We start from the raw sequence: 14,104 nt of genomic DNA, 5'->3' as shown, positions 1-14,104 counted from the left end.
CGCCCGGCCGCACGGGGTCGAGCATCACGCGACCCCGGACCGACCCTTGTTGATCAACGCGCATGGAGGTGACTCGTGACCAGCACGACCTCGAACCAGCCCTTCGATTCCGAGGCGGCCGGTGGGCGGGAGGTGGTGAGCCTGCTGGCGGCCGGGCGGCTGCTCGGCATGGGCCGTACCAAGGCATACCGGCTCGCCGCGTCGGGCGAGTTTCCGTGTCGGGTGCTGCGGATCGGTGGCCGGTACGCCGTGCCGGTGCGCGGGCTGCGGGCGCTGCTCGATCTGCCAGCGGAACGACTCGATGACACCGGCCCGGACTGCGGTAGCGGTCCGGTGGGACAGGAAGGATGATCACGATGGCCAGCAACCCGGCCACCTCGAACGCGTCGGCGGGCAAGGAGCCGACCGTCGCCAAGGGCGCGACGTACAAGATCTGCACGTGCGTTGATTCCGAGACGGGTAAGAACATCAGCAAGACGTGCCCGAAGCTGCGTACCTCGCACGCCAACGGCGGCAAACGGTGGAGTTCGACGCACGGCACCTGGGCCTACCAGCTCGAACTCCCCGCGCACGCGGATGGGAAGCGCCGCACTCCGCTGCGCCGCAGGGGGTTCGTCACGCTGGAGGCGGCGGAGGCGGAGCTGGACCACGCCCGCGGCCTGCTCGGCCTGGACTCCGACCCCGCCGTACGGCGGCAGATCACCGAGCTGATGCTGTCGGTCCTCAAAGCCACCAGGCAGCTTCCCGACATCGAGGAGGTCCGGCGCAAGGTCCGCACCCACCAGGATCTCAACAGGTACATCACGGTCGGTGAGTGGCTGGAGGAGTTCCTGGGGCGCAAGCGTTCCATCGAGGCGACCACCCGGCGCTCGTACGAGTCCCATATCCGGCTGTATTTGAAGCCGTATCTGGGGGACATCCGGCTGGACCGGTTGCGGGTCTCCGACGTCGCGGGGATGTTCGACGCGATCGAGGAGTTCAATGAGATCATCGCGACCGAGCGCGCGAGTGGCGTCCCGGCTCGTGTGCTGGCGGTGCGGTATCGGCGTCCGGTCGGCCCGACCACGATGCACCGCATCCGCGCCACCTTGCGGCATGCGTTGAACGTGGCGATCAAGCAGGACCGGTTGCTGGACTTCAACCCCGCCGCCGTCGTCGAGCTGGCTCCGGCCTCGCGGACCAAGCCATTGGTGTGGACGGAGGAGCGGGTCGCCCAGTGGCAGCTCGATCATGCCGCGCATGTGAACCTGCTCAGGCGAGCCCGTGAGGCCAAGGGGGGCAAGGAGGGTAAGCGGGTTGATCCGGTGGTCGCCTACATCGGTGCGCCGCGTCCGTCGCCGGTGATGGTGTGGACCCCGCAGCAGACCCAGCAGTTCCTCACCCACGCCAGAAAGGATCGCCTGTTCGCCCTGTACCGGCTGTATGCCACATGTGGGCTCCGGCGAGGTGAGGGCGTCGGCATCCGCAAACTGGACGTCGATTACAAGGCGTCGCGGATCGGGATTCACTGGCAGATCACCCAGCTCGGCTGGGACGCCATCCAGGGCACCCCGAAGACCGACGCCAGCGATCGGGAGATCGCGGTCGACACCGAATCGATGACCTGGCTGAAGGAGCACGAACGGCGGCAGGCAAAGGAACGGCTGGCCGCGGGCCAGGACTGGGTGGAGTCAGGGTTCGTCTTCACCGACGAGATCGGCCGGCCGCTGCACCCGCAGCACGTTTCGGACCGGTTCTACTCGATCTGCTACCAGGCGGGGTTGCCGCCGATCCGGCTGCATGACCTGCGGCATCTGGCGGCCACGGCGATGCTCGCGGCGGGGGCGGATGCCGTGCTGGTGCAGAGGGCGCTGGGGCACCGCACGGCGTCGTTCACCCGCGACACCTACATCAGCGTCTACCCGGAAGCGGCTGCTGCGGCGGCCGAGGCGACCGCCGCGTTCCTGACCGGGTCGGCCGTTCCCGCGCCCCGTCCGGTCCCGCCGGAGCCCGGGGCGACCGGCGCGCAGCCGGACCGGAAGGGGCAGGCGGGCCATGGGACGGTCACTTACCTGCCGACTAGGACAACCAGCTAGAAGCCGACGATAGAGGAGGGCACTCGTCAGAGGCCGGTCAGCCGCACGCTGACCGGCCTCTGCCCTTCACCTGCTCCAACCCTCATCGGACGGTCAGGGCCCTCGGGCAGGGATAACGCACCCGCTTGTGCTTGTGACCCTTAGCGGGTGCTTTCCCGAGAGCCCCGGGTCCGGCGGCGGCACACGCTTGGAGGGGGTGCTGCCGCCGGACGATCAGGGGTGGGCGGCCCCTCGCCGTCACGGCATCGGCGGGCCGTGACGGTCACCTCGTGGCGAGGGGCCGCCCGGGCGGCGATCAGGTGGACGGGGGCCCACACCATGATCGCCGCCGGGAGGGGTGGCTGGCCGGTCTCCTCTTACCGGTCAACCGCCCCTGGTGGGCGACCGCGTTCACGCCACCACGCGAAGGCGTTCGCGGTCACCTGTCTCCCGGAAGCGGACAAGCCGCCTGCGCACGGCCGTCCGGCTTCCGGGGAGTCGGGGGTACCTTCACCCGGCATCCCGGACGTCGCCGGGTGAAGGCGCTGCCAGCCACAGCGGTCTCCGCTCAAGCGGCTGCGGCTGGCAGGGTCATGTGGACCATCCGGCGTAGGCCGGACGGCGGGTTGGACGCGTGGCCCCGTGGGCGTCCCCCACGCCGACGACGGGGCGGCGGGTCCCGGTCCTGGCGGCCAGGTGCCCGGTGTTCGCCCGTGGGGGTGTCAGTCGGGCTGATGGGCGTCCGGGGCCGCGCGGGTCGCCGGGGTCAGCACGTGGGCGATGCGTTCGACGGCGGCGGTCATCTCATCGACGTCGGTGATCGGTTCGGCCCACGACCACCACAAGCTCCACTCGCCGTCCAGCGGCGCGGCGGTGACGACCTCACACAGCGACGCGCAGCCGGGGTTGATGACTCGCAGGCGTGGCAGGCGTCCGGGCTGGGTGAGGACGCGGGCATGCAGGCCGCGTTCTTCCAGCAGGGCCTTCAGGCGGGTGAGGTGGGTGGCGGCCCGGTCGGCCACGTCGCCGGGGATGGGTTCGGGCATGACGACCTCCCATGAGGGATGAGACAGGACCGGCTAGGAGCCAGGAGGCGGGGGCTGGTTGCCGCCAGTCGAACGCCGGGCGCGGTAGACCTTCCGCACGATCACCGCCACGGCTCCGGCGATGATGACGGCGAGGAGAACCTGGGACGCTGGCCGGACCACCTCGCGCGGGCCCAGGAGCGCGAAGGCGACGAAACCCAGCGGCCAGGAGCAGCATTAGCACGGACAACGCCTTGCCACGGAGCACAGCCGGACCTTCCTTCGCGACAGGTAGAGCGAACGGGGCGACGAGGAGAGCGATCTGGAGAGGAGCGGTCAGGGGCTGAACAGCGAACGGCCGTTGGCCGCCCGGCGATGGGCCCGCCAGTGCCGCCCGAGCAGGACGCCCGCGAACACGCCTGGCCCGCCCGCCAGCACCGCCACCACCACGGGCGCGGGGACGCTGCCGGGACCGGCAGTGACCCGGCCCGACGAAGAGGGCGGTGACCAGCAGCGGGATGAACATGAGCAGGTGATGACGGCGCATGACGGGTCTCCGAATCCGGGCAGGCCAGCACACAGCGTGAACAGGCCCGAGGGAGTGAAAGGTGAAGAGGAGGGTGGAGGTCAGCCGGCGGCCGGAGCGCAAAAGAGTGCGTTGAGTTCTGCTGGAGTGGGTGTCAGGTCGAGGTGGCACCACACCAGGCGCAATCCAGCGTGAGGGAGCCGGTAGCTGCCCCATCGGCCCCGCGACAGGGCATTGACGATGGCCAGCCCCCGTCCGTGTTCAGCGTTCGGCCCCGGCACCTGCAGAGGGATCATCGACGGCCCCTCACCTGACGATCCCGGATCGGTCACCGCTAACCGCAGATAGTCCGACCCTTGGGCCACACTGAGCGTGATCACGTCCTGCGTTTCCTGCACAGAGGCAGAGGCCCCCATGGCGTTGGAGTGCTGGACCGCGTTGGCAACCAGTTCCGACGCGGCCAGCACCGTGATCTCGCGGGCGGGGTGCGTGGTCTCCAGCCAGTCGTTGATGGCTCCTCGGGCCAGAGAGGGGGCCAGATTGCTACGCGCCAGGGTGGCAGCACCGATGGTGTGAAGTTGGGAAGGAGGTACGTAGATCACCGAATCTGCCTCGCTATTCCTCGGTGGCCAGTCGAGCCCTATATGTGAAGAATTATGTGGTCCTCGTGCACGCACGATCTTTCGTTTTGTGTGGACCCGTGACGCGTCGCGCTGGCCTGAACAGACCATCCCAGAAATGCCCAGCGCTCGGGGTGTATTGCAAAGCACTTCCCAGGCACGAACCAGATGTGCTACTACACATGCCCGTGCGTTTCTCGTGTTCCCCGCCGAGAAGGAGGCGCTTGCCTTGGAAAACGCCGAGCCGGAACCGGTCCTTAACGCTCCAAGAGTGGAATTCGGCATTTACCTCAGCGAATGCCGCAACTTGGCAGGCAAAAGACAAAAAGAACTCGCCTCCCTGCTCGGCTGGTCCGTATCGAAGATCAGCATGGTCGAACGTGGCGAACGCCCTACCGATGAGGAATTCGCCCGGAAGGCCGATGCGGCTTTGGGGGCTGGCGGAGCGTTGCTGCGCCGTTGGCGCGAAACCATCGAGCACGCCTCACGCTGGCCCGCCTGGCTCGCTCAACTCGCGGAGATCGAACAGCAAGCCGCGACCCTCAAATACTGGCAGCCGATGATCGTCCCTGGCATGTTGCAAATTCCCGAGTACGCGCGAGCGGTCTTCCGGGGCAAGCCCGGCTCCACCGCTGAGGATGTCGAGCGGAACCTGGCGGCGCGGCTGGAGCGCCAGAGTATCCTTCACCGCGACGACGGCCCTACGATCTGGGTCATACTGGACGAAGTTGTCCTTATCCGGCCGGTCGGCAGCGAGGCGGTGATGGCAGAGCAGATGACGCGTCTCGCAGAGCTGGATGAGCACCCTCGCATCAACGTCCGGGTGCTTCCACGCACCTCCTGGCTCACCAGCGGCCTGCAAGGCGCCTTCGTTCTCGCCAGCGGGCCGGGGATGCCGGATACGGCCTACATCGAGTCGATCACGCTGAGCCAGATCACCGCTGATAGTGGGTGCGTCCGGGAAATCCAGTGGAGATACGAAACCTTGCACAACGAAGCCCTGCCCCGGAGGGCTTCGCTCCAGTTGATAAGGGAGATGGCAGAGCAGTGGACGACGCAACCGCAGAGCTGCTGAGGACCGCCCAGTGGCGCAAGGCGACACGCTCCGGCGAGGCCGGTGACTGCATAGAAGTGGCCCCGCTGGCGGACGGCAGGATTGGACTGCGCGATTCCGAACACCCCGAACAACCCGCCTACGTGGTCTCGCCCTCGGTCTGGGCGGCGTTTATCGACGGTGCAAAACAGGGTGAGTTCGACTTCTAACGCTCCGCGAGTGATGCAGATCAGGGCCTGGTGATACCCGGGAGCCCTGACCTGCCGAAGCCTGGACGCAGATGATCGAGTCCCGCGTCGCGCACCGGTCGCGAGCGGGGCCGCTCACCTCGTCGACGGCGGATGCTGCTGAGTCGGGACTACCGTTTCTTGATCCAGATGGGGTTGTGGCAGTACCGGTTCAGACCGTCGGTGACGCACAGCTTGAAGACATCGATGCGGGAGAAGAACGTGCTGTCGGTCCCGCACCCGGCTCGCGGGCCGTTCGGGTCGGGCACCGTGTAGATGTTGAGCAGGGACGTGGCGTACTCCGCGTCGACGCCCCTGTCGTCGTCCCGTAGGTCGCACACGGTGATGCTCCTGCGGTCGGCGGAGACGTAGGCGTATCCGTCGTTGGATTCGCTTGTCCAGCCTGAACCAGCTGTACCGGCCGAGGCCGGGGACGAGAGCAGAGCCAGGACGGCACCACCGAGCAGGGCAAGGCGAACGATCATTGAGCTTCCGTTCCGTAGAGGAGTTCAGAACGGCAGCCACTATGAAAGCGGTGCGACCTCGGACGGGAGCGGCTTTGCCAGCCGTTAGGTGGGCCTGCGATCAAGCCGGGCACGGCCAGCCTCGCGGCCCTCGCCCCGCGCGGACGCACTTGGGTATCTGACGGGCATGGCTTTGCCTAAGAGGATCGACAGCTCTCCTCGCCCGCGCAGAGCTGCGGATATCGGCTCAGCTCGCCAATTACACGGACCTGAAGAGCAACTAGGCCAAGGAGAAGCACCCCGACAAAGGGGCAAATCACTACCCCGCCGTGGCCGCTGCGATGCAGCCCGACGAAGCCGAGGCCGTGCTCTTCGCCGCACGTATTGGCCAGGAGCTTCTTCGCGCCAGAGCCCGACCCGGACCCACAGCTCACTGCCGGGCGTTCAGTTCCGTCAGCAGGTACGCCCTGACGCCCTCGGGGCACGACGGCATCGTGCGAAGGCGAGCCGCTCTCCCGCCAGGAGCGCGCTTCTCGAACTCCACCATGCCCATCGCGATCGCCATGTGCACGCCGGGGGCCAGGTCGGTACGCGGGAAAAGTTCCTCGGTGAGCCAGTCCAGTGCCCCGGCGTCCGTTCTCGCGAGCCAGGTGAGAAGGTCGGCCAGCATTTCCCTGACGTCCTTCACGTCAGCCACGTCCGCCACCGTCAGGAGCTCTCCGAGCAGCTCGCGGACCTTGGCCCGGCCAATCCTGCCGGGCAGCAGGGTTCGGCAGAACCGGTCGATCTGCCGCAGGGCCGCCGAGTGCTGCACCCGCTCCCGCTCGGACACGGGGCGCGGCGTCGCGGGGAACCTGTCGCGGGCGGTGGCGAAGGCCTGGGCGACGACCTCGCCGGACAGCGGCCGTAGCCGGTCGAGGCGCATCAGGAGGTTGCCCTGCGCGCGGAGGAGGTTGGGGTCCTCCGCGGCTTCGACGGCCCGGCGCATGCGCCGCAGGACGCCCGCCACCAGTTCCTCGTAGTACGTGGAGATCTCGGCGTCCGAGAAGTGCTCCTCATTCCTGATGATCTTCGTGATGCGCAGCGCCGCGTCGGTGTGCGGGGTCTCCAGCAGCGAGACCAGCCAGCGGGCGGACTCGCCCTCGAACCGGCCCATGTGGCGTTCGATCATGGTCATGGCCTTGCCGGCGGGACCCGGTTCGACCCTTTGGAGCAGCACTCGGACCAGCCAGTCGCGAGCTCTCGGATCGGTTTCGGCGAGCCGGCCCTCCAGCTGGGCGCGCGTCTCGCTCACCGGGCCGTCGGCACCGCCGAGCATCGACCGCAGCTCCTTGCTGAGCGCGTTCAGCACCGGTTCGGAAGCGTTGTGAGTCCATGCCTCCACGACGCTCTCGGCCAGCGAGGGCGACGGGGATGTCGCCGTGAACTCGGCGAAGAGCCGCCTGTGGATCTCCGTGGACCCACCCGCGAGGATGATCTCCGCGGGCCAGACGTTGCGGGGCGCGTGTACCCGGCCAGGCGCGAGCCACCCGCGCAGCCGCTCAGCCTGCTCGGGAGTGACCGCCAGGACGCGGATGACGGCGCTCAGCCCGCCCACGCCCGAGCGCGGAGGCATCGGTTCGGCCACCATCCGGTCGACCCACCACGTTGTGTAGTCGCGGGCCAGGCACTTCATCACGTTCACGTAGCGGGTGGTCTTCCGGTGGCTAATCCCCTCGAAGACGTCGTCGATGAGACCCGCGCGCACCTCCTCGAACTTCTCTCCGAGCGCCGCGGTGAACTTGGTCTGGGCGTTGTCCCAGGAGAGGCCGAGCCCGGCCAGGAGCATCTGGCGCCAGGTCGGCCAGGACCGCCGGACCCGCACGGCCGGGCACTCCCAGAACATGCGCATGACCTCGACGAGCTCGCTGTCCTTCATCGGTGGGCACTCCTTGGACAGGACCTCTGCCAGCGCCACCATGTGCTCCTGCGGCAGCGGGGTCCCGATGTGGGCTAGCAGGACGGTCCTGCGGGCCACCGGGCTGATGACGGCGTAGCGGGCGAGGGCGACGGCCAGCGCGCGTTCCCCCGCGCCCGTCACCAGGAGGGTGTCCACCAGCCACAGCGACAGGTACTTCCACTCGCGGGCCCCTCCCTGCTTCTCGAGCCGGCTCCTGACCGCCCCGACCGCGCGCAGCGCCGCGTCGAGCCGGTCCGGATAGTCGTCCCTCGGGACGCGCGGCAGGAGCTGGGCGAGCGCCTTGGCCGACGCCATGACCAGCGCCACGGAGTGCTCGGTCACGGTCTGCACGAGCGCGTCGCAGGCCGTGCCCAGATGGCCCGACGGCGCCTCGCCGAGCAGCGGCACGACCGGTTCCAGCCGCGCTGGATCGGCTCTGACCTCGACCAGGACGTCCGCCAGCGGTTCGGCTTCCGGTCTGCCGAGAGCCGCGATGGCCTGCGACTGCGCGGCCTCTGGGCTGCCGATCGGGAACAGGGCGGCCAGTTCGCGGTAGGCGGCCAGGTCCTCGATCTGGGCGAGCAGGGACCGGCCGAGCGGCCACAGAGTCGTGTGCTCCTCGGTGAGGGCCCGGGCGAGCTCCCTGACCCGCTTGCCGGTCAGGCCGTCGCGCAGCAGCCACAGGCCCTGCGCGTACTCGGCGAAGTTCTGGTGGAAGAATCTCCAGCCGCCGTCATGGCTGAGCACGACCCCTTCGCTGACCAGCAGCTCCAGGCCTTTGCCGTGCACCGGGTCGATCTTGCCCATGGGCACGCTGAGCGTCAGGCCCTTGCCCGTCCTGACCATGCGCCCGGCGAGGGCGAGCGCGGCCTGCGCCGTCGGGCTTACGCCGAGGGCCGAGCCGATGTCGCGGATCTTCTCGACCTTCTCCTTCCAGTATGCCTTCGAGAGGCTCGCGGCGGTCAGGTGGCCCGGGATGTAGCCCTTGCGGGCGTAGACGTCGCAGGCCATCGACAGCCTCACCGGCAGAGCGCAGAGCCAACGGAGCGGGGCGTTGTCGTCCATTTGGCCCTGGAGACTGCGCAGGAACGCCGCGTTGTCCGCCGGGCTGTCCGGGTGGAAGCGGCCGAGGTAGAGGCCAGCCCATTCGATGATCTCGTCCAGTTCGAGGATGGGCATCGCGTACTGCACGACGCGGTCCTTCAGCGGCCGCGCGGTCCTGCCGGGATCGCTCAGGTGGGCCTGGTACTCCTCGCGACGGCAGGTCACGACGACCTCTCCGTACTTGAGCGCTGCGGCCAGGAGTTCGGCGATGCCGGCGAGCGCGACGCCGTTGAGGATCAGGTCCAGGGTGTCGAGGAGCAGGGTGACCGAACGGTGGTTGCGGCGCTGGCGCTCGAGGATGGCGAGCAGCCCGTCGGACGAGCCGGGGAGCGCGGCTCGGCCGAGGGCCAGGTCGAGCTCCGCAATTCCGCGTGCGCTCATCCCGGGCTCGCAGCCGATGGCGACGACCGCACCCTCCTTGCCGTCCTCTAGCTGCCTCAGCAGCTGGTCCAGCAGGACGCTCTTGCCGATGCCGCCGTCGCCGGTCAGCACGAGGACCTGCCGTTCACCGTCGAGGGCCCGTCTGTCGCGCTCCCTCAACGCCTTCCTCAGTAGCTCCGGCCGTGGGACGACGGGGAATCTGCTCTGGTCCGGTCCGAGCCGGGCGGGCGCGAGCACCTGCGGCAGGAGCGCCATGGGCGTGCGCCGTTCCGGTTTCTTCCGCGGCTTCTCGCGGCCATGCTCGGCCTCCAGCCTCTCCGCCATGGCGTGCCGGGCCTGCCACCGCATGACATCGGCTTGCCGCTTCTGGTCACCAGCCTTGCTTCGTTGGTGCAGCACCTTCAGGATGTCGAGGACCAAATCCAGGTCCGGGACGGCGCCAACCTTGGGGGAGAACATGTTGTAGAGCGTCGACTTGCTGTGACTTCCGCGGTCCCTGACCGTGTCCTCGTCCGTCCGCAATGTGCGCAGCGCCGTCGACAGGGTGTTGGGGTTCAGGCCCTCAGCCTGGACCTCGGCGAGGAGCTCTTGGCAGAAGGCCCAAGCGGCCGGGTTATGGATCATCGGCTCACCGCCCTGACGAGATCCGCCGCGGTGAGGCGGCGGCGGTCGTTCGGGTTTAGGCAGCGGCCCACGATGTTCCGCCAGGGTGCGGGCAGGATCCGGAGGTCGGGTTCGGCTGCCAGGGTGCGCGAGGCGATCTCCATGGGTGTCCCCTCGTAGGGGAACCGGCCTCCCGCCGCGTAATGGAGCACTGCCGCGGCGTTGAATAGATCACGACGACGCAACCGATCATCTCCGATCCGTGCGATGCCGAAGTCGATCAGGAACAGGCGCCGTGCGGGGCCGCTGATCACGTGCCTCGGCTTGATGTCTCCGTGATGAATTAGCCTCTCATGGAGGGCCTCGACCATCCGGCAGAACCGGAGGGCGAACTCCTTCAGCTCGAGTGGCGGCAGCGGGCCGCCGCTCCTGATCCACTGCTCCAGCGATGGACCGGGCAGATACTCGCAGGCGAGATAGCGCCGCGAGCCGTCCCATCCCGCGGAGTAGACGCGGGGAGTGAAGGAGTCCGGCGCGGCCCGCAGCGCCTTCTCCTCATTCATGAAGGCCTCGAGCGCGGTCGTGTCGGCCAGCCTCTCCTTCCGCAGCAGTTTCACCGCCGCGGCATTCCCCGTGGCGTCGGTCCCGAGCCGGACGACGGCCTGCCGCCCGGCGCCGATCCGCTCGCCCAGCACGAACCCGCCGAGCGAGTCGGGCTCCGATGCCCCCGAGGGGCCCATTTCTTTCGGTGTCTTCCTCATGCCGGCGACTCTTCCGGACTGAAAAGATCATCGGCGAAATCCCGTACTCGCCCGGACGTACTGAAGGAAGCCCCTGATCAGAACGCTGATCGGGCAGGACGTCGCAGGAATTCCGCGGAATCCGAGCCCGCTAGGCCCCGACATGGACGCTCCCCTCCCAGAGCAGGGGCGAGCCGGAATAGCGGTCGCGCAGGGACCGCTGGACGTCCATCAGCACCCGGGCCGGATCGTCCGCCAGCGCCGCGACGTCGGCGTAGGCCTCGCAGGCGACGAGCGCGGCGTGCTCGTCGCCGACCTTCCAGAGCGCTCCGATCACGTAGCGGAGCCGCACCTCTGGAAGACCGAGGCGAGATGGATCGTCTGGTCGATCAGCGAGGTCCCGGCGGCGTTGGAGCAGCTCGACAGGAACGCCAGATGCCCGTTCGCGAAACCGGAGCCGCTCAGGTCGTCCACCGGCACCAGCCGCCATCCCGCCAGGCCGATACCAGCCCACCGACAGATCAGGAAATCGCCGATGAGGCTGTTGAGCGGCTGAGCCGCAGCGGTTGGCACCTGCAACCCATTCACGCCCCGCGGCTCGTGCTCCAATCGCACAAGTGGAGCAGCCCCTACGTCACGCTCGAACACGTCGGATCGTCCGAATTCACCGACCGAGACCTGAAGAGGCCGCCGCGAACTCGGGTCTCCCGTCGACGACCTCGTCTCGATCTCGGTTCATGCATGACCGGCCGGTCGGTCTCGGTGGTGCGTGAACGCTCAGGCAGCCCGCCGTTGAACGTGTAGAACTTTCTTCTTTCGCTCCGCGTCATCCGGGATCACCGAGTGGTCGAGAAGATCCGTCGTGATGATCAGATTCGTGGCGTGATGGCGGCGCTCGCCGCGTCACTGCTTGTGTCCCCACCTCCCAGCGGATCGTCGGGCCGATGGGCGTCTCGGTGAACGCTGACGGCGGCCCGATGGCCGCGCTCTTCACCGGCGAAGAGGGCGCGACGGGCGGGCGGGTCTACACCTCGGCCGGCGCCGCTTCCTCGGTGATCGTCGCTGAACTTTCCAGGGATCGGTCGACGCCCCCGGGCTATCGTGTATCGATCCGGCCGCGCCCGCCAACGGCTGGAAGGCCAGCCCAGCTGTCGATTTCACGGCGGGCTTTGTGATCCCTTGGACGGGTCTGGGATCGAGTCGGGCACGGCGTGTCGTGCAACCCCTCCAGCCCACCCATTCCCTTGGGCGTCTGACGGGTCTGGCTTGACCTGCCGCGCTGGCTGGCCCTGTGGCCGCCCGCGCAAAGCGGGGCATTCCGTCCCGCGCGCAGGCCCGCCGCCATGCCGGACCCGTGCCGAAGAGCATGTGGCGAGCATGAACTCGGCCGTCCTCGGCTCTCAGAGGAGGCCAAAGACACGAGAAACCCCAGGTCAGATGGGGTGTTGGGTGGTAGGGCGCCCGGGGCTCGAACCCGGAACCTACGGATTAAAAGTCCGCAGCTCTGCCAATTGAGCTAACGCCCCTCGCAAGATGCAGGGTACAGAGACTACCCCGCCCCCCGCGACGCGATTCCCGCTCGATCACGATAACGCACAGTCAGCTACCGATAGGCGGCGAGCCCGGTCAGCGCCTCCCCGATGACGAGCGTGTGGATCTCCTGCGTCCCCTCGTACGTCAGCACGCTCTCCAGGTTGTTCATATGCCTGATGACCGGATACTCCAGGGTGATCCCGTTCCCTCCCAGGATCGACCGCGCCTGACGTGCGATGTCCAGTGCCGCGCGCACGTTGGCGAGCTTGCCGAAGCTGATCTGGCGAGGCTCCAGGGCGCCCGCGTCCTTCAAGGCCCCGAGGTGGAATGCGGTCAGGGAGGCTTGCGCCATCCCCACGTACATCCACGCGAGTTTCTCCTGCGTGAGCTGGAAGGCCCCGATGGGCTTGTCGAACTGCACGCGCGTCTGTGAATACGCCACCGCCGACTCCAGGCAGGCGCGGGCGGCGCCTACGACGCCCCACAGGATGCCGAAGCGCGCCTCCGACAGGCACGACAGCGGGCCGCGCAGCCCTGAGACCTCGGGCAGTACGGCGGAGCCCGGCAGGCGGACGTCGTCGAAGTACAGCGACGAGGTGACGGAGGCGCGCAGCGAGAGCTTCTTGTGGATCTCGGGTGCGGAGAAGCCGGGCGTGTCCGTGGGGACGACGAAGCCTCTGACGCCGTCGTCGGTCTGTGCCCACACCACCGCGACGTCGGCGATGGAGCCGTTGGTGATCCACATCTTGGACCCGTTGAGAATCCAGTCGGAGCCGTCGCGCTTGGCGAAGGTGCGCATGGAGGAGGGGTCGGAGCCGTGGTCGGGCTCGGTGAGGCCGAAGCAGCCGATGGCGTCGCCCGCGGCCATGCGGGGCAGCCATTCCTGCTTCTGCTCCTCCGACCCGTACTTCCAGATGGGGAACATGGCCAGGGATCCCTGAACGGACACGAAGGAGCGCAGGCCGGAGTCGCCCGCCTCCAGTTCCCTGCACGCCACGCCGTACGAGGTGGCGTCGGTTCCGGCGCAGCCGTACCCGGTCAGGTGCATGCCGAGCAGGCCGAGCTCCCCGAGGACGGGGGCGAGCTCGCGGGCGGGGAAGGTGCCCTCCTCGAACCAGTCCGCGACGTGCGGCAGCACCCTGTCGGAGACGAAGGTGCGGACCGTGTCGCGGATCAGCCGCTGGTCGCCGTCGAGCCGGTCGTCGATGCGGAGGAGATCGTCCATGAAAACCATCCTGTCAGGGGTCACCAGGGTTCTACCAGGGGGAATCCCGATGTGCGAAGGACTGTCCACGGGGCAGGCTGAGGGCATGAACGAGACCAAGCAGCTTCGCAGGACCCAGGACGGCAGGATCATCGCGGGTGTGTGCTCGGGTGTCGGACAGTACCTGGGCATCGATCCCAACATCATCAGGATCGGGCTGGGTGTGCTGACCCTGTTCGGTGGTGCGGGCATCGCGGCGTACGCGATCGGCTGGCTTCTGCTGCCCGAGGAGGGCCGCCCGTCGATCGTGCAGGATCTGCTGAACAAGCAGCAGAGCAAGCCGCAGGAGCCCTGGCACGAGACCACCACCTCGGCCACCTACCCGCCGCAGCCGACCTACCCCACCCAGACCCCCTACCCGCCGCAGCCGACCCCGCAGCCCGCCCCGCAGACGCCTCCGCAGGCGCCTCAGGCCCACCCGGCCACCGAGCAGCAGGCTCCCGTGAACACCACGCCCCCGAGCTACACCCAGCCCGAGCAGCCGACGGTGCACACGCAGCCGCAGCCCGCGACGGAGACGCCCGACCACGACGTCCCCGCCGGCGAGCCGCGTCAGCAGTGATCAGGCCG

13 protein-coding genes and 1 tRNA gene are annotated in these 14,104 nt (G+C 68.4%); 5 read left to right on the top strand and 9 right to left on the bottom strand.

Annotated features, from left to right (window positions below):
- The first annotated feature begins 75 nt into the window (after positions 1-75).
- Positions 76-351: a helix-turn-helix transcriptional regulator gene (locus tag HNR30_RS44865; protein ID WP_220134723.1), complete on the top strand. Its 276-nt coding sequence runs from the start codon at positions 76-78 to the stop codon at positions 349-351.
- Between the two features lie 5 nt (positions 352-356).
- Positions 357-2,075 carry a site-specific integrase gene (locus HNR30_RS44860; RefSeq protein ID WP_181616343.1) on the top strand — a complete coding sequence of 573 codons (1,719 nt, stop codon included), beginning with the start codon at positions 357-359 and terminating at the stop codon, positions 2,073-2,075.
- Positions 2,076-2,776: 701 nt separating this feature from the next.
- Here HNR30_RS44860 and HNR30_RS44855 read toward each other — a convergent pair.
- Positions 2,777-3,100 carry a hypothetical protein gene (locus HNR30_RS44855; RefSeq protein ID WP_181616342.1) on the bottom strand — a complete coding sequence of 108 codons (324 nt, stop codon included), beginning with the start codon at positions 3,098-3,100 and terminating at the stop codon, positions 2,777-2,779.
- Positions 3,101-3,706: 606 nt separating this feature from the next.
- Positions 3,707-4,207, bottom strand: coding sequence for an ATP-binding protein (locus HNR30_RS44850; protein ID WP_181616341.1), 501 nt, complete (start codon positions 4,205-4,207; stop codon positions 3,707-3,709).
- Between the two features lie 289 nt (positions 4,208-4,496).
- On the opposite strand from HNR30_RS44850, the gene HNR30_RS44845 reads away from it, so the two are divergent.
- Complete coding sequence (locus HNR30_RS44845; RefSeq protein WP_220134722.1) at positions 4,497-5,300, top strand: helix-turn-helix domain-containing protein; 804 nt, start codon at positions 4,497-4,499, stop codon at positions 5,298-5,300.
- Positions 5,273-5,488, top strand: coding sequence for a DUF397 domain-containing protein (locus HNR30_RS44840; RefSeq protein WP_181616339.1), 216 nt, complete (start codon positions 5,273-5,275; stop codon positions 5,486-5,488). The genes HNR30_RS44845 and HNR30_RS44840 overlap by 28 nt, the downstream gene beginning before the upstream one ends.
- A 149-nt stretch (positions 5,489-5,637) precedes the next feature.
- Here HNR30_RS44840 and HNR30_RS44835 read toward each other — a convergent pair whose 3' ends face one another.
- The 7 genes from HNR30_RS44835 to HNR30_RS44805 all read right to left on the bottom strand — a co-directional run bounded on the left by HNR30_RS44835 (position 5,638) and on the right by HNR30_RS44805 (position 13,495).
- Positions 5,638-5,991 carry a hypothetical protein gene (locus HNR30_RS44835; RefSeq protein WP_181616338.1) on the bottom strand — a complete coding sequence of 118 codons (354 nt, stop codon included), beginning with the start codon at positions 5,989-5,991 and terminating at the stop codon, positions 5,638-5,640.
- Positions 5,992-6,400: 409 nt separating this feature from the next.
- Complete coding sequence (locus HNR30_RS44830) at positions 6,401-10,018, bottom strand: AAA family ATPase (RefSeq protein ID WP_181616337.1); 3,618 nt, start codon at positions 10,016-10,018, stop codon at positions 6,401-6,403.
- Positions 10,015-10,758, bottom strand: coding sequence for a serine/threonine protein kinase (locus tag HNR30_RS44825; protein ID WP_181616336.1), 744 nt, complete (start codon positions 10,756-10,758; stop codon positions 10,015-10,017). Before HNR30_RS44825 ends, HNR30_RS44830 begins: the two co-directional genes overlap by 4 nt.
- Positions 10,759-10,888: 130 nt before the next feature.
- Positions 10,889-11,074 (bottom strand): hypothetical protein, encoded by a 186-nt coding sequence (locus HNR30_RS44820; RefSeq protein WP_181616335.1) that lies wholly within the window; start codon positions 11,072-11,074, stop codon positions 10,889-10,891.
- Positions 11,071-11,325, bottom strand: coding sequence for a hypothetical protein (locus HNR30_RS44815; RefSeq protein ID WP_181616334.1), 255 nt, complete (start codon positions 11,323-11,325; stop codon positions 11,071-11,073). The genes HNR30_RS44820 and HNR30_RS44815 overlap by 4 nt, the downstream gene beginning before the upstream one ends.
- Before the next feature lie 862 nt (positions 11,326-12,187).
- Positions 12,188-12,263 (bottom strand) — tRNA-Lys (locus HNR30_RS44810).
- 77 nt (positions 12,264-12,340) lie between these two features.
- On the bottom strand, positions 12,341-13,495 hold the full coding sequence (locus HNR30_RS44805; RefSeq protein ID WP_181616333.1) for an acyl-CoA dehydrogenase family protein: 1,155 nt from the start codon (positions 13,493-13,495) through the stop codon (positions 12,341-12,343).
- Positions 13,496-13,580: 85 nt separating this feature from the next.
- Between HNR30_RS44805 and HNR30_RS44800 the strand changes: the two genes are divergently transcribed.
- Positions 13,581-14,096 carry a PspC domain-containing protein gene (locus HNR30_RS44800; RefSeq protein WP_181616332.1) on the top strand — a complete coding sequence of 172 codons (516 nt, stop codon included), beginning with the start codon at positions 13,581-13,583 and terminating at the stop codon, positions 14,094-14,096.
- The last annotated feature ends 8 nt before the right edge of the window (positions 14,097-14,104 follow it).

Source organism: Nonomuraea soli (assembly GCF_013761175.1).
Lineage (GTDB): Bacteria > Actinomycetota > Actinomycetes > Streptosporangiales > Streptosporangiaceae > Nonomuraea > Nonomuraea soli.
The sequence above is the reverse complement of the archived record's forward strand: the minus strand, read 5'-3'. Positions and strand labels throughout refer to the sequence as shown.